General features: G+C 64.4%; 16 protein-coding genes and 2 pseudogenes. 14 read left to right on the forward strand and 4 right to left on the reverse strand.

What is annotated here, in order from left to right; all coding sequences use genetic code 11:
- A complete protein-coding gene (locus tag NUW87_RS01575; RefSeq protein WP_269026967.1) occupies positions 1-2,763 on the forward strand; it encodes a DEAD/DEAH box helicase in 2,763 nt (920 codons plus the stop codon).
- On the opposite strand, the gene NUW87_RS01580 is transcribed toward NUW87_RS01575, so the two are convergent.
- On the reverse strand, positions 2,760-3,329 hold the full coding sequence (locus tag NUW87_RS01580) for a trypsin-like peptidase domain-containing protein (protein ID WP_269026968.1): 570 nt from the start codon (positions 3,327-3,329) through the stop codon (positions 2,760-2,762). The two genes, NUW87_RS01575 and NUW87_RS01580, sit on opposite strands and share 4 nt — an antisense overlap.
- Before the next feature lie 23 nt (positions 3,330-3,352).
- Here NUW87_RS01580 and NUW87_RS01585 point away from each other — a divergent pair, with 23 nt between their 5' ends.
- Genes NUW87_RS01585 through NUW87_RS01605 form a run of 5 tightly spaced genes read left to right on the forward strand, consistent with a single transcriptional unit; the run spans position 3,353 to position 8,342 of the window.
- On the forward strand, positions 3,353-4,468 hold the full coding sequence (locus NUW87_RS01585) for a M24 family metallopeptidase (protein WP_377734512.1): 1,116 nt from the start codon (positions 3,353-3,355) through the stop codon (positions 4,466-4,468).
- Positions 4,461-5,195 (forward strand): SDR family oxidoreductase, encoded by a 735-nt coding sequence (locus NUW87_RS01590; protein WP_269026970.1) that lies wholly within the window; start codon positions 4,461-4,463, stop codon positions 5,193-5,195. Before NUW87_RS01585 ends, NUW87_RS01590 begins: the two co-directional genes overlap by 8 nt.
- Before the next feature lie 26 nt (positions 5,196-5,221).
- Positions 5,222-5,764: an FxsA family protein gene (locus NUW87_RS01595; protein ID WP_269026971.1), complete on the forward strand. Its 543-nt coding sequence runs from the start codon at positions 5,222-5,224 to the stop codon at positions 5,762-5,764.
- Positions 5,765-7,342: an apolipoprotein N-acyltransferase gene (gene lnt / locus NUW87_RS01600; protein ID WP_269026972.1), complete on the forward strand. Its 1,578-nt coding sequence runs from the start codon at positions 5,765-5,767 to the stop codon at positions 7,340-7,342.
- 4 nt (positions 7,343-7,346) lie between these two features.
- Positions 7,347-8,342 carry a polyprenol monophosphomannose synthase gene (locus NUW87_RS01605; RefSeq protein WP_377734516.1) on the forward strand — a complete coding sequence of 332 codons (996 nt, stop codon included), beginning with the start codon at positions 7,347-7,349 and terminating at the stop codon, positions 8,340-8,342.
- An 82-nt stretch (positions 8,343-8,424) separates the two neighbouring features.
- On the opposite strand, the gene NUW87_RS01610 is transcribed toward NUW87_RS01605, so the two are convergent.
- On the reverse strand, positions 8,425-8,802 hold the full coding sequence (locus NUW87_RS01610) for an RNA polymerase-binding protein RbpA (protein ID WP_034999032.1): 378 nt from the start codon (positions 8,800-8,802) through the stop codon (positions 8,425-8,427).
- Positions 8,803-8,942: 140 nt separating this feature from the next.
- On the opposite strand from NUW87_RS01610, the gene NUW87_RS01615 reads away from it, so the two are divergent.
- The gene (locus tag NUW87_RS01615) at positions 8,943-9,269 is read left to right on the forward strand and encodes a hypothetical protein (RefSeq protein ID WP_034999375.1); all 327 of its coding nucleotides are present in this window, start codon (positions 8,943-8,945) and stop codon (positions 9,267-9,269) included.
- Positions 9,270-9,276: 7 nt separating this feature from the next.
- Positions 9,277-9,987 carry a YceI family protein gene (locus NUW87_RS01620; RefSeq protein ID WP_269026973.1) on the forward strand — a complete coding sequence of 237 codons (711 nt, stop codon included), beginning with the start codon at positions 9,277-9,279 and terminating at the stop codon, positions 9,985-9,987.
- A 152-nt stretch (positions 9,988-10,139) separates the two neighbouring features.
- Here NUW87_RS01620 and NUW87_RS11725 read toward each other — a convergent pair whose 3' ends face one another.
- The gene (locus tag NUW87_RS11725) at positions 10,140-10,907 is read right to left on the reverse strand and encodes an SAM-dependent methyltransferase (RefSeq protein ID WP_336296904.1); all 768 of its coding nucleotides are present in this window, start codon (positions 10,905-10,907) and stop codon (positions 10,140-10,142) included.
- Positions 10,908-11,593: 686 nt separating this feature from the next.
- Here NUW87_RS11725 and NUW87_RS01630 point away from each other — a divergent pair.
- The 5 genes and pseudogenes from NUW87_RS01630 to NUW87_RS01650 all read left to right on the forward strand — a co-directional run bounded on the left by NUW87_RS01630 (position 11,594) and on the right by NUW87_RS01650 (position 17,765).
- Positions 11,594-12,931 (forward strand): NAD(P)/FAD-dependent oxidoreductase, encoded by a 1,338-nt coding sequence (locus NUW87_RS01630; protein ID WP_269026975.1) that lies wholly within the window; start codon positions 11,594-11,596, stop codon positions 12,929-12,931.
- 329 nt (positions 12,932-13,260) lie between these two features.
- Positions 13,261-15,021 (forward strand): annotated as a pseudogene (locus tag NUW87_RS01635) (pyruvate formate lyase family protein); the annotation flags it as partial.
- Positions 15,022-15,609: pseudogene (gene grcA2, locus NUW87_RS11940) on the forward strand (autonomous glycyl radical cofactor GrcA2).
- Between the two features lie 3 nt (positions 15,610-15,612).
- Positions 15,613-16,488, forward strand: coding sequence for a pyruvate formate-lyase-activating protein (pflA, locus tag NUW87_RS01645; RefSeq protein WP_269026976.1), 876 nt, complete (start codon positions 15,613-15,615; stop codon positions 16,486-16,488).
- A gap of 206 nt (positions 16,489-16,694) precedes the next feature.
- Positions 16,695-17,765 carry a magnesium and cobalt transport protein CorA gene (locus NUW87_RS01650; RefSeq protein ID WP_269026977.1) on the forward strand — a complete coding sequence of 357 codons (1,071 nt, stop codon included), beginning with the start codon at positions 16,695-16,697 and terminating at the stop codon, positions 17,763-17,765.
- Here the strand turns inward: NUW87_RS01650 and NUW87_RS01655 are convergent, their stop codons facing one another.
- A complete protein-coding gene (locus tag NUW87_RS01655; RefSeq protein WP_239218927.1) occupies positions 17,766-18,215 on the reverse strand; it encodes a PaaI family thioesterase in 450 nt (149 codons plus the stop codon).
- A gap of 52 nt (positions 18,216-18,267) precedes the next feature.
- Here NUW87_RS01655 and gnd point away from each other — a divergent pair, with 52 nt between their 5' ends.
- Entirely contained in the window at positions 18,268-19,737 is a 1,470-nt protein-coding gene (gene gnd / locus NUW87_RS01660) for an NADP-dependent phosphogluconate dehydrogenase (RefSeq protein ID WP_269026978.1), read from the forward strand.
- Positions 19,738-19,779: the final 42 nt, after the last annotated feature.

A 19,779-nucleotide genomic window follows, 5' to 3' on the forward strand; every position in this document is an offset into this window, starting at 1 on the left:
ATGCTTTCCCCCGATCCTGGTACATCGTTTCTGCGGGAATTCGCCGACGCGAAGCCGTTTGCACTCGACGCCTTTCAGCTCCAGGCCTGCCAGGCGGTGGAGCAGGACCGTGGCGTGCTGGTGTGCGCGCCCACCGGTTCGGGCAAGACCATCGTCGGCGAGTTCGCCGTCGCACTCGCCCTGCACCGCGGCACGAAGTGCTTCTACACCACACCGATTAAGGCGCTGAGCAACCAGAAGTACCACGACCTCGTCGCAGAGCACGGCGAGGACGCGGTGGGCCTGCTCACCGGCGATACCAGCATCAACGGCTCCGCCGAGATCGTGGTCATGACCACCGAGGTCTTACGCAACATGCTGTACGCGGAGTCGCCGCAGCTGGACCGACTCACGCACGTGGTGATGGACGAGATCCACTACCTCGCGGACCGGGACCGGGGCGCTGTGTGGGAGGAGATCATCCTCAACCTCGACGACTCTGTCAGCCTGATCGGGCTGTCCGCCACCGTGTCCAACTCCGAGGAATTCGGCGAGTGGCTGGACGCGGTGCGCGGTGACACCGAGGTCATCGTTTCCGAGCACCGCCCGGTGCCGCTGAGCCAGTACATGATGGTCGGCCGCAAGATGTTCCCGCTTTTCGAGCCGGGCACCGGCGGGCGCGTCAACCGCAGCCTCGAGCACGCAATCGAGCGCATCGAGGCCGGCTCCTCCGACGAGGGCCGCCGCGACTTCGAGGAGGGGAGGGGCTTTCGTTCCCGCTCGCGCAGCGGACGCTCGCGCGGCCAGGACAAAGTGCGCCCCGTCGGCCGGCCCGAGGTCGTCTCAGCGCTACAGGGCCAGGACATGCTGCCTGCGATCGTGTTCATCTTCTCCCGCGCGGGCTGCGACGGAGCACTGTTTCAGTGTTTGCGCTCGCGCAAGGAGCTGACCACGCCTGAGGAGCGCGCGGAAATCGAGCAGATCATCGACGAAGGCGTGGAAGGCATCCCCGAAGAGGATCTGGAGGTACTGAACTTCCGCCGGGTTCGCACCGCCTGGATGCGTGGGTTCGCCGCGCACCACGCTGGCCTGTTGCCCGCGTTCAAGCACATCGTGGAGCAATTGTTCGTCCGCGGCTTAGTCAAGGTCGTCTTCGCCACCGAGACCTTGGCGCTGGGCATCAACATGCCGGCGCGCACCGTGGTGCTGGAGAAGATGGTCAAGTTCAACGGCGAAGCCCACGTGGACCTCACCCCGGGCCAGTACACCCAGCTCACAGGCCGCGCTGGTCGGCGCGGCATCGACCACATCGGCAACGCCGTGGTGCAGTGGGCGCCCGCGATGGACCCGCACCAGGTGGCGGGGTTGGCGTCCACACGCACGTACCCGCTGATTTCCCAGTTCCAGCCCGGCTACAACATGGCCATCAACATGCTGGCTATGAATGGCTTCGACGATTCCATCCGCCTGATCGAGCAGTCCTTCGCCCAGTTCCAAACGGACCGCTCGGTGGTTGGCGAGGTGCGCGACATCGAGCGGTTGCAGCAGAAGGTGCGCTCGTTGCGATCCAAGCTCGAACGCGACATCTCCGCGTTCGCTCCGCCGAGCGACGACGCGGCCGCCGAACTGGTCGACTACTCCCAGCTGCGCCGGGATCTGTCCGAGGAGGAAAAGCAAGCCCGCCGCGATCACCTGGACAGCCGCCACACCGAGACCATAAAGATTCTCGGCTCGCTGCAGGTGGGTCAGGTCATCGCGCTGCCCAGCAAGCGCAAGCCGGAGCTTGCCGCCGTGGTGCAACCCGCGGGCAAGCCGTACGACCCGCGCCCGTGGGTGACCACGGAGCGCGGCTGGTCCGGGCGAATCGACGCCGCCGCGTTCAAGAACCCGCCGTTGGTTGTGGGCCGCATCAAGGTGCCGCGCCACATGCAGGACCAGCCGCGTCGTCACGCCCGCAAGGTTGCGTCACTTCTGCACCGGGGCCACTTCAACGCACCGAGACGCCTGCGCGAGCAGTCCCGGGTGCGGCCGAGCAAGAAGGTCACCGCGCTGCGTGAGGCCATCCGCAACCACCCGGTGCACGACTGGCCGGCGGCGGATAGGGAGATTCTGGCGCGCACCGCCGAGGAAATCGTGCGCGAGGAGCGCACGCTAGCCAAGCTGGAGCGGCGCGTGGATACCTCCACCGATTCGTTGGGACGCACGTTCGAGCGCATCATCGGGTTGCTCACGGAGATGGATTACGTTGAGCTTATCGACGGCGAACCGCAGGTCACCGACGAAGGCGAGCGCCTCTCCCGCATCCACAATGTCTCCGATCTTTTGGTCGCGCAGTGCCTGAAGCGCGGCATCTGGGACAACCTGGACCCGGCTGAGCTCGCCGGTGTGGCCTCCATGGTGGTCTTCGAAAACCGGCGCGCCACCGGCGGCAGCCCCGAAGCCGCCACCGACACCATGGCCGACGCGATGAACGAGACGATGCGTATCTACGGCGAACTGGTTGCCGACGAGCAGCGCCACAACCTGCCCGCAACCCGCCTGCCGGACCCCGGGTTCTGCCTGTCCATCCATCAGTGGACCGCCGGAGCGCCGCTGGGCTACGCATTGGCCGCGGCGGCGGAATCGGGCGCAGAGCTCACCCCCGGCGACTTCGTGCGCTGGTGCCGCCAGGTGATCGACCTGCTGGAGCAGGTCAAAAAGACCGGCTATTCGGACCAGATCCGGGACAACGCGAACCGGGCTGTGGACGCGATCCGCCGCGGCGTAGTGGCGATCGGCAACTAGAGCCCCCGCAGCGAACGCGCCAGCCCCCGCGGCCACAGGGACACGGTGGCGATGCGCAGGTTCGTGCCGCCCGGATCCAGGATGAGGGATTGCACACCAACGACCTTTCCTCCGACTAACACAGGGCCGCCGGAGTCGCCTTTGACCGCAGGCGGATTGGCGTAGACCAGTCCGGCCGGACGCACCCGCGTCACGCGCTTCCTGAACCAGGACACCGGAAGCGTGCCCAGGTAGACACCCGGCCGCGCCTTGACGCTGCGAGCCTGACCGCCGTATCCGAGAGTGAGCGTACGGGCGAACAAGCGTGGCGACGGCCCGAGCTCGAGCGGAGTGGCTTCCACTTTCTCCGGCAGCCGGACGAGTGCGACATCCGTGCCGGCCAGAATGTGGAGGCTGTCGACGGGGAACACGGAGCCGTCGACACGCACCCGCACCCCTGCATGCGGGCGCTCACGGAAGAAATGTGCGCAGGTGAGCACGATGTCGGGGGCGATGAGCGCGCCCGAGCAGTAGCCGCCGCCCGGAGTGCTAAGGCGGGCGACGGAGCGGTTCAGGGCAGGCAACACTCCCACGATGCTAGCGATCTACCATGGCGCACATGACTGCATTCGACTCTGATACGTACACCGCACGCCGCCAGGAAGCCGTGGAGTTGGTTAAACAGCGCGGTCTGGGTGGGCTGGTCATCGGCACCGGCGCCGAGTTCGCCTACCTCACCGGTTCCTGGACTTCCTCGCACGAGCGGCTCACCGCGCTGGTGATCGCGCCTGGCGGCACCACCGTGGTGGCGCCGGTGACCGACATTCAGTCGCTGGGGCTGGAAGGCGCGGCAGACGTTGAAATCATCGGCTGGCGCGACGGGGAAAACCCGTACAAGCTCGTGGCGGATACGCTTGAAGACGGCACCGTGGGCCTCGGATCGTCGCTGACCGCGGACCACGTCTTCGCGCTGCAGGCGTTACTGCCTGCAACCGAGCTTGCCTCCGACGCGGTGGCGGAACTATTCATGGTCAAAGACGACGAGGAGGTCGCCGAGCTGGCAAAGGCCGGCGCCGCCATCGACCGCGTGCACGAGCGCGCTGCCGAGCTGCTCCAGCCCGGTCGCACGGAGCGCGAGATCGCGGACGAGCTGCACGCGCTGATCCTTCAGGAGCACGAATCCGTCTCCTTCGTCATCGTCGGCTCCGGGCCTAATGGTTCCAACCCGCACCACGACTTCTCCGACCGTGTCCTCGAGGAGGGGGACCCCGTGGTGGTGGACCTGGGCGGCGCGCTGCCGTCCGGCTACCAGTCCGACTGCACCCGCACCCACGTGGTGGGCGAGCCTGCCAAGGCGCCGAAGGACTTCTTGGAGGCCTACGCGGTGCTTGAGCGCGCGTTCGACGCCGCGTGCGCTGCCGCCAAGCCCGGCATCACTGCCGGCGAGCTCGACGCCGCGGCGCGCGAGGTGATCGCAGACGCTGGCTACGGCGAATACTTTACGCACCGCCTGGGCCACGGCATCGGCCTGTCCGGCCACGAGCAGCCGTTCATCATCGCCGGCTCCGACGTGGTGCTGCGCGAGGGCATGGCATTTTCCATCGAGCCGGGCATCTACGTGCCAGGCAAGTGGGGCATGCGCATCGAGGACATCGTGCGCATGACCGCGAACGGCATTGAAACGCTCAACCACACCCGCCGCACGCTAGGCGTAAACGATGCCTAGCGCTGCTGGTCAGGGCGCAGTGCTCCTGCTCGGAGCGCGCAGCGACATCGGCGGCGAGATCGCCGCACGCGTCTGCCAGGGCCGAAAGGTCGTGTTGGCGGCCAGAGGGAGTGGGGGCCTGGCGGACGTCGAGAAGCGATTGCTTGCCGCGGGTGCCACAGCGGTGCGCACGCTCGATTTCGACGCCACCGACCTCGAATCGCACCGCCGCATCGTGCGCGAGGCGGGCGATGTCACCACCGCGATCGTGGCGTTTGGCATCCTCGGCGACCAGGAGCTCGCAGAGCGCGACGAGCGCGAGGCCGCGCGCATCGCCACTGTGGACTACCTCGCGCAGGTGAGCATGCTTACGGTGCTTGCCGACGAGATGGCACGCGGGGAGATCTTCGCCTTCTCCTCCATCGCCGGGTGGCGGGCACGCCGCGCCAATTACGTCTACGGTTCCACCAAGGCGGGCCTGGACGCGTTTTGCCAGGGCTTGATGGACCGGCTGCACGGTACAGGCCTCAGCCTCATCCTGGCGCGACCGGGCTTCGTCATCGGGTCCATGACTGAAGGGATGAAACCTGCGGTGATGTCGGTGACCCCGGGTGTTGTCGCAGACGCGGTGGTGGATGCTGCGGCGCGGGGCAAGAGCACCACGGTGTGGATCCCGCGGCGCCTGGCTGTCCTCGCAGCCATCATGCGCGTGGTGCCGCGGCCAGTGTGGAGGCACATGCCGAGGTAGCCGCCAAGCCAGGTACCCTCGTGGCCATGCCGATTCCTCTTCTCGCATACTTCGTCGTCGAAGCGCTCGCGTTTTTCCTGGTGGCCAAAGCCATCGGTGTTGGCTGGGCGCTTTTGGCGATTTTCGTGCTCATGATTGCCGGCGGCGCCGCAGCCAGCATGGCGCTGCGCAACTCGCTGCTGCAGGCCGCGCACGGCCGCTCCAGCGTGGGCAAGCTCGCGGGCGATTCCGCGCTGCTCATCGGGGGTTGGACACTCTCCGTCATCCCCGGCTTTGTCACCTCCCTGATCGGCCTGCCGCTGGTGTTCGGGCCGACGCGCGCGTTGATCCGCAAGACCATGACCAAGCGTGCGCGCGCCGCGGTGGAGAACCTCGGCGTGCGTGTCTACGACGCCACACCGATGGGGCAGTTCCAAACCAGCTACGGCTCCTTCAACCAGCCGGGCGGCGAAAAGCCGCAGGAGCCGGTCATCGACGCCGACGAGCTGGAGCAGTGGTACCGCATGGACAGCCCTGAGCGCCCGCAGGACCCGGACGATGGCGGCGGCAGCGCGGGCGGGGCGCGCTAAATGCCGGCGTTTCTCCGTTTCGGACTCGCCGCCGTTTCTGGCTGGCTGGTTTACCTCTCGTACGAACCTCTCGGCCACTGGTGGGCTGCCGTGCTCGGCATCGCGCTGCTGTGGCTGACACTCATGCCGTGGCCTAGGCGCGCCACCGCTGCTCTGGGCATGGCGGGGGAGGCGCAGGAGCGTCCTTCCGCCCGCTTCGGTGCGCTGATCGGGTTCACGCATGGCCTGTTTTGCTATCTGTTCCTGCTGCCGTGGGTCGGCGAGTTTGTCGGCGCCATGCCGTATATCGCGCTGGCCATCACGATGGCGCTCTACGCGCTGGCCACCGGCGCGTTCGGCGTGTTGGTGGCCCGCTGGCGCTACGGTGCGTTCGCGTTCCCGCTGGTCTACCTGGCGGTCGAGTTCGTGCGTTCCTCGTGGCCCTTCGGCGGTTTCGCGTGGGTGCGCCTGGCGTGGGGGCAGATCAACGGCCCGCTGGCGGCACTGTCGGCCTGGGGTGGGCCCGCGCTGGTCACCGTCGCCACGGTGCTCGTGGCGGTCGGGTGCGTCTCGCTTCTCAGCGCCACTTCGCGCCGCGCGGCCGTTGCCGCCATCATCCTGTCGCTGGCTGCCGGCTTGATCGCCAATATCGGCGTGGGAAAGGACAGCTCCACCGTCGATCAGGCCCGCGTCGGGGCCGTGCAGGGCAACGTGCCTCGCATGGGCCTGGACTTCAACGAGCAGCGCCGGGCGGTGCTGAGCAACCACGTCAACGAAACACTCCGGCTCGCGGAAGCGGCCGAAGAATCCGGCGAGGAGCTGGACATGGTGTTCTGGCCGGAAAACGCCTCCGACGTCAACCCGTTCGTCGACGCGGAGGCCGAGGCCCTGGTGGGTGCGGCGGTGCGCGGCGTGGATACGCCCCTGCTTGTAGGCACGCTCACCCGCGACGATGTCGGCGCCCGCAACACCATGGTGGTCTTCGACCCGGAGACAGGGCCAGGGGAGCGCCACGACAAGCGCTTCCTGCAGCCGTTCGGCGAATACATGCCCATGCGCGATTTCTTCCGCAACTTCTCGGATCTGGTGGACTTGGCGGGCGACTTCAAGCCTGGCGACGACAACGGTGTGGTCCACATGGGCGGCATTCCCGTTGGCGTTGCCACCTGTTACGAGGTGGCGGAAGACGAGGCGTACCGCATGGCGGTGCGCGGCGGCGCCCAGATCCTGTCCACGCCGACGAACAACGCCACCTTCGGATTCACGGACATGACGTACCAGCAGCTGGCGATGAGCCGGATGCGCGCAATAGAAACCGACAGGGCAGTGGTGGTCGTTGCCACCTCTGGCGTATCGGCGATCGTGCACCCGGATGGACAGGTGTCCCAACAGACGGAGATTTTCAAGCCCGCCCACTTGATGGAGACGCTTCCGCTGCGTACCGGCACCACACCCGCGGTGCGGTTCGGGCAGGTTTTGGAGTGGCTGATGGTCGCCGCCGGTGTGGCGCTGATGCTTGCCGCAGCCGTGTCCGCGCGCCGACGTGGCCGCGGGTATGCTCCTACCGGAGAACAACAGCGTAGAACCGAGGAGAACTAGCGCCGTGGCCAACCAGACCCTGGTGATCATTCCGACCTACAACGAGGTGGAGAACCTCCCGCTTATCGTCGAACGCGTGCTGGCTACGAAGGATGCCGTGGACATCCTCGTCGTTGACGACAACTCGCCGGACGGCACCGGTGCGAAGGCCGACGAGCTCGCCGCCTCCCATGACGAGGTCAACGTGCTGCACCGCACCGGCAAGGACGGCCTGCTGGCCGCCTACCGCGCCGGCTTCAACTGGGGCCTGGAGCGCGACTACCAGGTGCTGGTGCAGATGGACGCCGACGGCTCGCACGCACCGGAGGAGCTGCACAGGCTGCTCGACGCGTTGGATAACGGCGCGGATCTGGCCATCGGCTCCCGCTACATCGAGGGCGGGGAAGTGGTGAACTGGCCGAAGAACCGCTTCCTGCTGTCCAAGCTGGGCAACCAGTACGTCTCTCTCGCCCTCGGCACGGACGTGGCGGATATGACCGCCGGCTACCGCGCCTTCAAGCGCGAGGTGCTGGAAGAGTTGGACTTGGATTCCCTGTCTACCAAGGGATACATCTTCCAGGTGGAGATCGCCCACAAGGTGGACAAGCTCGGTTTCGACATCCGCGAGGTGCCGATCACGTTTGAGGACCGTAAGCTCGGCGAGTCCAAATTGGACGCCAGCTTCGCCACCGCATCGCTGGCCGAGGTCACCAAGTGGGGTGTTTCGGAGAAGGCAACCTTTGTCAAGGATCTGACCTCCGAGACCGTGCGCCAGCTCGTCTACGCCGTGGAGCACTCGAAGCTTTCCGACGTCCGCCGCACGGCCGCCGACGCTCCCGAGCAGATTGTCAACGCGCTCGGCGAGTTCGGAGCAGTGGCCAAGCACGAGATCGACAACGCCAACCTGGGCAAGCTCCAGTCAAACGCCGCCCGTCGCGTCAACACCGCGATCCACTTGGGCGAGGAAACCGTCCGTCAGGCGCTCTACGCGCTCGGCTTCGACGGCAAGCGGAAGAATTAACAGCCCCACATAGGCAAGTGCCCGCCCCCGCGAATTCCTTTCGCGGGGGCGGGCACTTGCGTTAAGCCGTTGTGAAACGGGGTTAGCTCTCGTTGGCCTGCTGCTGTTCCTTCGCAATGCGGGCGGCGGTGCGGCGGCGCTTACGCAGCTGCTCAAGGCGCTCCTCGAGCAGGACGTCGAGCTCTTCGATGCTGCGACGCTCCCGCAGCATGTCCCAGTGGGTGCGCGGCGGCTTAGCAGGCTTGGACTCCACGCCTTCGCCCTCCATGAGGGTGCCTACCTGGCCGTTCTTGCACATCCATTCCTCGGGAATCTCGGCGTCGTCCGCAAACGGCACCTCGAACACTTCACCGTTGGGGGTGCGGTACTTTGCCATCCGGCGTGGCGCGAGATCGTGGTCGCGGTCCGTTTCGTAGCTGACTGCGCCCATGCGGCTTCCGCGAAGAACTCGATCAGCCATGGCACTCACCATCCTTTTCAACCCGTTTGTCTTTCAGTCGCTCCAGTATAACGGTGCAGTTGTGCGAATTGTTCCCGGCCACTTTCGCGTAATCGACACATGTAATAAAGTAAGCACCTGTGACGGATAAGCTACGTGCCCTGACCAAGAAGACAGCCACATGCGCCTGGTGCGGCAAGGAGATCCCAGTAAACCGAGGCCGTGGCCGAAAGCGCAAATACTGCGGACCCTCCTGCAAGCAGCGCGCCTACGAACAGCGCACCATGCTTGCCGGTACGTCCGTTGAGGAGGACGCGGTCATCCTCAACCGCAACAAGGTCGCAGAGTACCGCGATCGCCTGTACGCACTGCGGTGCGCCGCGGAGGATATCCGCACGGCAGCAGCGGAAGGGGCAGGCCCTGACGATTTGGCACCACTTTGTGACGAATTAGTAGAATTAGCTCAGCAACTTGAAAGGCTGAGGTGATTTCCAGGTGGAAAAACGCGCGGCAACCAGCGCAAAGACGCGCACAACCTTAATCGTTGTCGTTTCCATTTTCATCGTCGTGGCTGTGCTTGTGGCCATGATTCCGTTGTTTATGAGCCTGTTTAAGGGCGGCGGAGTAAAGACAGAGGGGATCGACGCCGACAACGTGTCCGCAGCCTCCACTGAGCTTGACGGCGAATGGACGGTAACTAACCGCCCGGGCGACAACGTCACATCCGCCGGCTTCACATTTGAGGAGGTGCTGCCGGGCGAGCGCCGCAGCACATCGGCGTCCACGCGCGCAGTCACGGGCTTTGCCACGATTACCGAAGGCACGCTGTCCGCCGGCGAGATTACCGTTGACATGCAGCACTTGTCGTCCGACAGCGACAAGCGCGACTCGTCGGTGCGACGCCGCATCTTCCACACGGACGAGTACCCGGAGGCCACGTTCAAGGTGACGCAACCGGCTGATGTGTCCGCCGTGCCGGAGGACGGCAGCGTGGGCACCGTAGAGCTCACCGGCGAGCTGACCATCCACGGCACGACGAACGAGGTCACGCACGAGTTCGACGTTTCGCGTTCGGGCGACCGTTTGATCGTCGCCGGCGATATTCCGATCAACCGCTTGGACTATGGCGTGGAGACCCCGGAGCTCGTCGCGGCGAAAATCGCCGAGGAGGGCGAAGTGAACGTCCGGATCAACATGACCAAGTAGATGGTCTTGTTTACGTAACGTTACGCTAAAACAGGTATATGGAAGGGTGCTGGACGCAAGGAGCGTGCGGCACCCTTTTGCTGTTTATCCGTATATAACTGTCCGATAATGTACATTATGTCAAGTAACGTTCTGGTGGCCGCTGTCTCCCATTAGCGGCGTCCTCTTCTACTTCTCCGCGCGAGCGTGATCTGCGCCAGATCGATCATCCCCAGCCGCGCCATCGCCTCACGCAACGCGAACTGCCACACCCACAGGCGGCGGAACACGGCGTCGTAGCCGTCGGCCGCCGCGTCGCGCAGTTTGCCGTCGAACGTGACGCGCTGCAGACGCAGCGACGCTGCGAGATGCTCCGGCGCCGACGTCTGCGCCACGACGCGCAGATCGGTCTCGCGGTCGACTGTCTTGCCAATCTCCGTGACCGTCGAAAAATACAGCCCCGGCCAGATATATGCCCGCAGCGACTCCAGCGCGAGATCCGCCGTGCGGTTGTACGCCTGCGTGCGCACCATCGTCTGCATGGCTACTCGCCCGCCCTGACTAAGCAGCGCATCCACGGCAAGCAGGTACTTTCGCTGCTGGCGTTGCGGCATGGTTTCAAACACCTCCATGCTCGCGACTGCGTCGTAGGCACCGCTTCGCTGCTTAGCCACAGCAGCCGGACCCTCCGCAATACGGTCCACGGTGACGGATCCGTCTGTGCCCGCGAGAATCAACCGCTCGCGCATCGCGGCGTACATACGCGCATCGCGGGTCACGGCGTCGACAGTCGCCCCGCGCGCAGCGGCCTCGAACGCTAATGCGCCGCCTCCGGACGGATACTCCAACAGGTGCGTGCCAGATGCCACGTTCAGGCTCTCTAAAATAGCTTCTACGCTGCGGTTTTGAGCGTCGCGCAGATCCGCCCTGTCAGACTCCATGGGTGCCCCGATTTCCGTCACGTCTACGAAATGATCGCGGGGCTCGCGACCTCTGCCTGCGCCTTTGGTATGCGACTTCATTCGCACCCGTTGCGTGGTGGCCACTCCGGTGGCGAAATGCCCCTGGAACGCGCTGAGTCCATCGCCCGAAAAGTGCGCTACTAGATCCGGCGGCAACTCCCCTGGCGTTGCTGGCCGCACCGCATCCACGCGGCGGGTGCGCGGGCAGTAGCCGGTACGTAGGAGGGCCGTCAGGACGTCGACAAGCTGCTGCGATCCCCCTGTCGACCACTCTCCCGCCATGTAGCCCTCTGCGAGGCCAACCCACCCGCTCGCGGCGACGCGCTGAAACACTTCAGCGCGCTCAACCGCTATATCTGCGCCGTCCCCTTCGAACGACAGGCCCGCTTTCGCGCAGGCACGAGCGAAGCCGGCCTCCGCGAACCTCGTTCGCAACCTCCCCGGCTTCGGGATATCGGCCACCCCTGGCCACGCGTCTGCATCAACTGGTTGAAGGTGCGCGGGGATGTTCGCGGGAGTGCTCTCGGCCATTCCTCGAATGCTAGTGCGCGCAGCCCTGGGATATGGGGTGCCACGGCGGAGCCTGCCCGCGCAGTTTATTGGTGGGCGCGTACTATGTATGCCGTTCCAATTAATAACGTCATTATCCCGAGGAGATATCACTCATGGCCTCTCAGGTGTACCGCCCCGAAGGTAGTCGTCACCACGTTGTCATCGTGGGCGCAGGTTTTGGCGGCGTGAATGCAGCGAAAGAACTCGCAGACGCAGATGTCGACATCACGCTGATCAACAACACCAACCACCACCTCTTCCCGCCGCTGCTTTACCAAGTGGCAACCGGCCTGATGTCCTCCGGCGAAATCACCGGCGACGTGCGCCAGATGTTCGGCAACCAACAGAACGTCCGCGTTGTTCGCGGCACCGTGGAGACCGTTGACGTTCCGGCGAAGACCGTCACCTCGGTCGAAGGTGGCAAGGAGACCACCTTCTCCTACGACTCGCTCATCGTCGCCGCGGGCGCCGGCCAGTCGTACTTTGGCAACGACCACTTCGCCGAGTTCGCCCCGGGCTTGAAGACGCTGGACCACGCGTTTGAGATCCGTGCCCGCCTTATCGCAGCCTTCGAGCGCGCGGAGCTGGCTGAGACCCCGGAAGAGCGCGAGCGCGAGCTGACCTTCGTCATCGTCGGCGCAGGCCCGACCGGTGTGGAGCTGGCCGGCCAGGTGGCCGAGATGGCGCACCGCGCATTCACCTCCGGGCGCTACTCCTTTAGCACCGAGCAGGCCAAGATCTACCTGCTGGATGGCGCGCCGCAGGTCCTGCCGCCGTTTGGCAAGCGCCTGGGCAAGAAGGCACAGCGCGAGCTGGAGAAGGCGGGCGTGACCGTCATCCTCAACGCGATGGTGACCAACGTGGACGCGGACTCCGTGACCTACAAGGACATGAAGACCGAGCAGGAGACCACCATCAGCACCCCGACCAAGATCTGGTCCGCCGGTGTTGCCGCTTCCCCGCTGGGCAAGCAGATCGCCGATCAGCTCGGCGTCGAGGCTGACCGAGCCGGCAAGGTTGCGGTCAACGCCGACCTGTCCGTGGGCGATGAGCCGAACCTGTTCATCGTCGGCGACATGATGAACCGCGACCGCCTCCCGGGCGTTGCGCAGGTGGCTATCCAGTCCGGTGCTTACGTGGGCAAGATCATCAAGGAGCAGGTCGAGCACGACGTCGCTCCGGAAAACCGCGACCCGTTCGAGTACTTCGACAAGGGCTCGATGGCCATCATCAACCGCTTCAACGCGGTTGTGAAGATGGGCAAGGTGGAAATCACCGGCTTCATCGGCTGGCTGATGTGGCTGGGTGTGCACCTGTCCTTCCTCACCGGCACCCGCAACCGTCTTGTGGCCGCCAACGAGTGGACCATCAACGCGTTCTCGCGCACCCGCCACAACCTGGCGGTGACCGAGGGGCAGCTCGAGGGGCCTGAGCTGGAGAACGAGAAGTAGCCCTTCGCCCTCCCCCGGCGTTTCGCCGACGGCGATCCAAACCGGCCCAGAGCCTTTCTCCACAGGCTTTGGGCCGGTTCTTTCATGCCATTTTGGCCCACGACAGTTGTGCGCAATGTCACACCAATCGTATTACTATTAGTCCCGAATCATCCCTTACAATGGTTCTTGAGCGGCCCGCGCTTTGAAAGTACATGGGTAAGTAAATGGGCAAGCGCAGCCGCGAGAGATCCTCAAATGCTTTAAAGAAGGACTGTGCAACTGTGACTGTTTCGACAGAGCCGCAAATTGAAAACCGCGCGTGGGACGGCTTCAAGCCGGGCCCGTGGATGGAACGCATCGATGTCCGCGATTTCGTCCAGCGCAACTACACCCCGTACGACGGGGATGCATCGTTCCTTGAAGGCGCCACGGAAAAGACCCTGCGCCTCTGGGACTACCTTGACAAGAACTACCTCGCCGTCGAGCGTGAGCGCCGTGTCTACGACGTGGACACGGAAACGCCCGCCGACATCGACGCCTTCAAGCCGGGCTATATCTCGGAGGACGACGACGTCGTTGTTGGTCTTCAGACGGACACGCCGACCAAGCGCGCAATGATGCCGAACGGTGGCTGGCGCATGGTCGAGCAGGCCATCAGGGAGGCCGGCAAAGAGGTCAACCCGGACGTGAAGAAGATCTTCACGCAGTACCGCAAGACCCACAACGACGCCGTCTTTGACATCTACACCCCGCGCATCCGTGCGGCACGGTCCTCCCACATCGTGACGGGTCTGCCGGACGCCTACGGCCGTGGCCGCATCATCGGCGACTACCGCCGCGTGGCTCTCTACGGTGTGGATTTCCTCATCGAGGAGAAGCAGCAGGCGAAGGACGCTTCCCTGGAGAAGGGCTTCTCCGAGCACTGGGCCCGCTACCGTGAGGAGCACGCCGAGCAGATCAAGGCGCTGAAGAAGCTGAAGAAGATGGCCGAGGACTACGGCTTCGACATCTCCGGCCCGGCCACCAACGCCAAGGAAGCCGTGCAGTGGACCTACTTCGGCTACCTCGCCTCCGTGAAGAGCCAGGACGGCGCCGCCATGTCCATTGGCCGCCTCTCCCCCTTCCTGGACGCGTACTTCGAGCGCGACTTGGCCAACGGCACCCTGACCGAGGTCGAGGCTCAGGAAATCATCGACGCACTGGTGATCAAGCTTCGCATCGTCCGCTTCCTGCGCACCGAGGACTACGACCAGATCTTCTCCGGCGACCCGTACTGGGCAACCTGGACCGATGCCGGCTTCTCGGAGGACGGCCGCCACCAGGTGACCAAGACCTCGTTCCGTCTGCTGCAGACGCTGCGCAACCTGGGACCGGCGCCGGAGCCGAACATCACCATCTTCTGGGATCCGGCACTCCCGGCGGGCTACAAGGAATTTTGCGCCGCGATCTCAATCGAAACCTCGTCGCTGCAGTACGAGTCCGACAAGCAGATCCGCGACAAGTGGGGCGACGATGCCGCCATCGCTTGCTGCGTGTCCCCGATGCAGGTGGGCAAGCAGATGCAGTTCTTCGGCGCCCGCGTCAATGCCGCGAAGGCCCTGCTCTACGCCATGAACGGCGGCCGCGACGAGGTCACCGGCAAGCAGGTCACCGACGGCGACCACACCCCGATTGAGGGCGACGGTCCGCTGGACTTCGACGAGGTCTGGCAGAAGTACGAGGAGATGCTTGACTGGGTTGTCGGCACCTACGTCGAGGCTTTGAACATCATCCACTACTGCCACGACCGCTACGCCTACGAGTCCATCGAGATGGCGCTGCACGACTCCGACATTGTCCGCACCATGGGCTGCGGCATTGCCGGCCTGTCCATCGTGGCGGACTCCCTGTCGGCCATTAAGTACGCGAAGGTCACCCCGGTCCGCGACGAGACCGGCCTGATCGTCGACTACGTCACCGAGGGTGAGTTCCCGTTCTACGGCAACGACGACGACCGCGCTGACGACATCGCCGCTACGGTGGTGCACACGGTGATGCAGAAGATCAAGGCGATCCCGCTGTACCGCGACGCCATCCCGACCCAGTCGGTGCTGACGATTACCTCCAACGTGGTCTACGGCAAGGCAACCGGTTCGTTCCCCTCCGGCCACAAGGCTGGTACCCCGTTCGCACCGGGCGCTAACCCGGAGAACGGCGCGGACAACCACGGTATGGTCGCGTCCATGCTCTCCGTGGGCAAGCTCGACTACAACGATGCGCTGGACGGCATCTCGCTGACCAACACGATCACTCCGACGGGCTTGGGCCGCAACAAGGATGAGCAGGTGACCAACCTGGTCGGTGTCCTGGATGCTGGCTTCATCATGGACAACGCCGACACGGTCATCAACCCCGCCTAACTCAGACTTCCCCATCCACCTTTCCACTCTGAAGGAGAAAACATCATGACCACCCCTACTTTCGACGAGCGCCTCGCTTCCATGAAGGCTTCCCGCTCCGCTAACAACATGGACTCCGGCCTGTACCACGCCAACATCAACGTGCTGGACGAGTCCACGCTGGAGGACGCCATGGAGCACCCGGAGAACTACCCGAACCTCACCGTTCGCGTCTCCGGCTACGCCGTCAACTTCGTCAAGCTGACGAAGGAGCAGCAGCGCGACGTCATCTCCCGTACCTTCCACAAGGGCGCTTAATATATGGCGCAGGATGGAACTAGCGGCGTCGTCACGCTTGCGCCCGAACAGGGCGAGCGCGTGCGCGGCGTCGCTGCCGGTTTAGGCGGACTGTCCACCGACGACCTTGAGATTACCCGCCCCGAGCTGTTTGAGGCCCGCCGCACAGGCGAAATCGGACTCATCCACTCGTGGGAGCTGGTCACAGCTGTCGACGGCCCCGGCACCCGGATGACCATCTTCTTGTCCGGTTGCCCGCTGCGGTGCAAGTACTGCCACAACCCGGACACGATGGAAATGAAGGACGGCACGCTCGAGCAAATCGACGATGTCGTGCGCCGCGTGCTTCGCTACAAGCCGGTGTTCAACGCCTCCGGTGGCGGACTGACCCTCTCCGGTGGTGAGCCGCTGTTCCAGATCGCGTTCACTCGTCGCCTGCTCAAGGCAGTCCACGACGCTGGTGTGCACACCACGATCGACACCTCCGGATTCCTCGGTTCTCGTCTGACGGACGAGGACCTGGACAACATCGACCTGTTCTTGCTGGACGTGAAGTCGGGTCTGCCCGACACGTACGAATACGTCACCGCGCGCCAGCTGCAGCCGACGATCGACTTCGGCGACCGGCTGCACGAAAAGGGCAAACCGGTGTGGATCCGCTTCGTGCTTGTGCCCGGCCTGACGGACAGCGAGGACAATGTGCAGGCCGTGGCCGACATTGTCGCACGCTGGAAGGGCACCGTGGAGCGCGTTGAGGTCCTCCCCTTCCACAACATGGGCGAGGACAAATGGAACCGCATTGGCATGGACTACGAGCTCAAAGGGGTTACTCCCCCATCTCCGGAGTCCGTGGAACACGTCCGCGAGATCTTCCGCAGTCGCGGTCTGAAGGTGTTCTAGCGAGGTTCTTAACACGCGCTAACTCGCATTAAGGGCGGTTGTCGGGAACGGGGTTGTGCAGTTTTGCACCCCCGTTAGACAACCGCCCGTTAGCGCGTAATATCACCTAAGTTGACCGGCGCGCCCCGCAGCGCGCTCTCCCGCCGCACAGGGGCGAACGCTTCAAGCCTCGAGCCCCTCGTACCAGTGAAAGGGGGCTTGAAGCTATGCCGCCTCGTATCCCAATGCCGGGGCAACGACCAAAGAAGGTACAGCCCCCCACGCGCAGCATTCCGGTCCCCCTCGAGCGCCAAATCGACTTCTGCCGCGTGTTCGTGGACGGCAAGCGCCAGCCGGGCAATGTGCGCATGGCGCATGCGCTTGAGGTTGTGGAGCGCTACGAAAATGCCTTCGTGTGGCTCAGCCTGAAAGAGCCGTCTACGGAGCAGATGGAAAAGATCGCGGAGATCTTCGACGTCGAAGACCTCGTGGTCGACGACGTTGTGGACGCTCACCAGCGCCCGAAGATCGAACGCCACGACGAGCAGCTGTTCATGGTCGTGCGTTCGGTGTCCTACCGCGACGATGAAGAGGTCGCGGATGCCCGCGAGATCATTTCCACCGGCGAGGTGCAGATGATTGTCAGCGAGAAATTCGCCATCACCATTCGCCACGGCGCACACCTGCCGGATCTCACCCCAAAGATTGAGGACGAAGAGGATCTGGCCGTGCTCGGCCCCACGGCTGTTGCTTGGGCAGTGTCGGACTACTTGGTGGACAACTACCTCAAGGTCACCGACCTGTTGGAAAACGACGTGGACGAGCTGGAAAACGAGGTGTTCACGCCGCGCCGGGACATCAACATCGATAAGATCTACACCTACAAGCGTGAGATTTTGGAGATGCGCCACGCCATCGATCCACTTGCTCCCGCTTTGCGCAATGGCTTGACCAACAACAAGGACTTCATGCGAAAGGTGTTGCGCACCTACTTCCGCGACGTGCAGGACAACTCCACGATCGTCAGCGACCGCCTGTCCGGCTTCGATGAGCGTCTGACGTCGCTTCTTGATGCGTCGGTAGCAAAGATCACCATGCAGCAGAACTCGGACATGCGCACGATCTCTGCGGTGGTCGGAATGGCTGCCGTGCCGACGCTGATCGCCGGTATTTACGGCATGAACTTCGAAGTCATGCCGGAGCTGGGTTGGCGCTACGGCTACCCGGCCGCGCTGCTGGTCATGTTTGCGGCGATCACTGCGATCTGGTGGTGGTTCCGCAAGAACAACTGGCTGTAGCTAGACCTCCAGCACCATCAGCTTCAGGTTGGTCACGGCGGCCAGTTTGCCGTCGGCGGTCATCTCCACTCGCCAAAGATGCGTTCGCTTACCGACGTGCACGGGCTCGGCCACCGCACGAATCGTCTGGCCTCCCCGCACGCTGCCGAGCAGGTCGGTGTAGTTGCTCATCCCCACCGCGGGCTTTCCGCTCGCGGCCACCGCTGCGATAGATGCCAACGTCTCCCCGATCACGCAGTAGAGCCCGCCGTTGACGATGCCGGTGGGCTGCAGGTGGCGCTGTTCCACCTCGAGTTCGCCTTCTAGGCGGTCTTTGGAGCAGTAGGTCAGCTTCAGCCCGAGGGTTTGGGCGAAGTCGAACTCGACGGAGTTGATGTACTCGAGCTCTTCGCTGCTCAGCGGGACCTCGATGACCTCTTGGTACAGGCGCAGATTCTTCTCCATGTCCATGGCGGCCAATCATACGGGCGCAAGCGAATGCACCCCGCGTAGAATCCGGCGTATGACTGCTACACGCAACGGTGACAAGCTTGCTCAAATCGGTGTTGTCGGTATGGCGGTGATGGGCTCCAACCTCGCCCGTAACTTCGCCTCCAAAGGCCACACGGTGGCCATTTTCAACCGCTCCCCGGAAAAGACCCGTGCGGTGATCGACGAGTTCGGCCACGAGGGCGACTTCATTCCGGCGGAAACGATCGAGGAGTTTGTCGCGTCGCTCCAGCGCCCCCGCAAGGCCGTGATCATGGTCCAGGCCGGCGCCGCCACGGATGCGGTGATCGCCCAGCTCGTGGAGGCGATGGATGAGGGCGACATCATTATCGACGGCGGCAATGCCCTGTTCACCGACACCATCCGCCGCGAACGCGAGGTCGCCGCTGCCGGCCGCCACTTCGTCGGCGCTGGTATCTCCGGCGGCGAGGAGGGCGCGCTGCGCGGGCCGTCCATCATGCCCGGTGGTCCGGCGGAGTCCTGGGAGACCCTCGGTCCGCTGCTGGAGGACATCTCCGCGAAGGTGGACGGCACCCCGTGCGTGACCCACATCGGCCCTGACGGCGCCGGGCACTTTGTCAAGATGGTGCACAACGGCATCGAGTACGCCGACATGCAGGTCATCGGTGAGGCCTACCACCTGCTGCGTTATGCGGCGGGCCTTGAGCCCGCAGAGATCGCCGACATCTTCACGGAGTGGAATAAGGGCGACCTGGATTCCTACCTCATCGAAATCACCGCTGAGGTGCTGCGCCAGGTGGACGCGCGGACCGGCAAGCCGTTCATCGACATCATCGTGGACGCGGCCGGCCAGAAGGGCACCGGCCGCTGGACAGTCAAGGAGGCCCTGGACCTCGGCGTGCCCACCACTGCCATCGGCGAGGCCGTCTTCGCCCGCGCGTTGTCTTCTGCCCTTGCGCAGCGCGAAGCGGCCCAGGAAATCGGTTTGCCGGCGGGTGAGACGGCGACGTTGGACACCGTAGGCGTCGATAAGCAATCGTTCATTGAGGACGTGCGACGCGCGCTCTACGCCTCCAAGCTGGTGGCGTACGCGCAGGGCTTCGACGAGATCAACGCCGGCTCCCAGGAACACGACTGGGACATCAAGCCGGGTGATCTGGCGCGTATTTGGCGCGGCGGCTGCATCATCCGCGCGAAGTTCCTGGACCGCATCACCGAGGCCTACGAGAAGGACCCGGAGTTGCCGTCGCTACTGCTGGACCCGTATTTCAAGGGCGAGCTAGAAAAGGGGCTGGTGGATTCCTGGCGCCGCGTGGTCGTCACCGCGACTCAGCTGGGCCTGCCTGTGCCGGTGTTCGCTTCCTCGCTGTCCTACTACGACTCGCTGCGCACCAAGCGCCTGCCGGCTGCCCTGATTCAGGGCCAGCGCGACTTCTTCGGCGCCCACACGTACAAGCGCGTGGACATGGAGGGCACGTTCCACACGACCTGGTCCGGCGAGCGCGAGGAACTTAGCTATTAGCTCGGCTTTTCCCGGTACCCCTGACCGCGTAGACTGCACCGA

This window comes from Corynebacterium pilbarense (assembly GCF_026930265.1).
Taxonomy (GTDB): Bacteria; Actinomycetota; Actinomycetes; order Mycobacteriales; family Mycobacteriaceae; genus Corynebacterium; species Corynebacterium pilbarense.

Coding starts and splice junctions, on each gene's coding strand:
- NUW87_RS01575 (WP_269026967.1), top strand. CDS start 1: ATGCTTTCCCCCGATCCTGGTACATCGTTTCTGCGGGAATTCGCCGAC.
- NUW87_RS01585 (WP_377734512.1), top strand. CDS start 3,353: ATGGCGCACATGACTGCATTCGACTCTGATACGTACACCGCACGCCGC.
- NUW87_RS01590 (WP_269026970.1), top strand. CDS start 4,461: ATGCCTAGCGCTGCTGGTCAGGGCGCAGTGCTCCTGCTCGGAGCGCGC.
- NUW87_RS01595 (WP_269026971.1), top strand. CDS start 5,222: ATGCCGATTCCTCTTCTCGCATACTTCGTCGTCGAAGCGCTCGCGTTT.
- lnt (WP_269026972.1), top strand. CDS start 5,765: ATGCCGGCGTTTCTCCGTTTCGGACTCGCCGCCGTTTCTGGCTGGCTG.
- NUW87_RS01610 (WP_034999032.1), bottom strand. CDS start 8,802: ATGGCTGATCGAGTTCTTCGCGGAAGCCGCATGGGCGCAGTCAGCTAC.
- NUW87_RS11725 (WP_336296904.1), bottom strand. CDS start 10,907: ATGGAGTCTGACAGGGCGGATCTGCGCGACGCTCAAAACCGCAGCGTA.
- NUW87_RS01630 (WP_269026975.1), top strand. CDS start 11,594: ATGGCCTCTCAGGTGTACCGCCCCGAAGGTAGTCGTCACCACGTTGTC.
- pflA (WP_269026976.1), top strand. CDS start 15,613: ATGGCGCAGGATGGAACTAGCGGCGTCGTCACGCTTGCGCCCGAACAG.
- NUW87_RS01650 (WP_269026977.1), top strand. CDS start 16,695: ATGCCGCCTCGTATCCCAATGCCGGGGCAACGACCAAAGAAGGTACAG.
- NUW87_RS01655 (WP_239218927.1), bottom strand. CDS start 18,215: ATGGACATGGAGAAGAATCTGCGCCTGTACCAAGAGGTCATCGAGGTC.
- gnd (WP_269026978.1), top strand. CDS start 18,268: ATGACTGCTACACGCAACGGTGACAAGCTTGCTCAAATCGGTGTTGTC.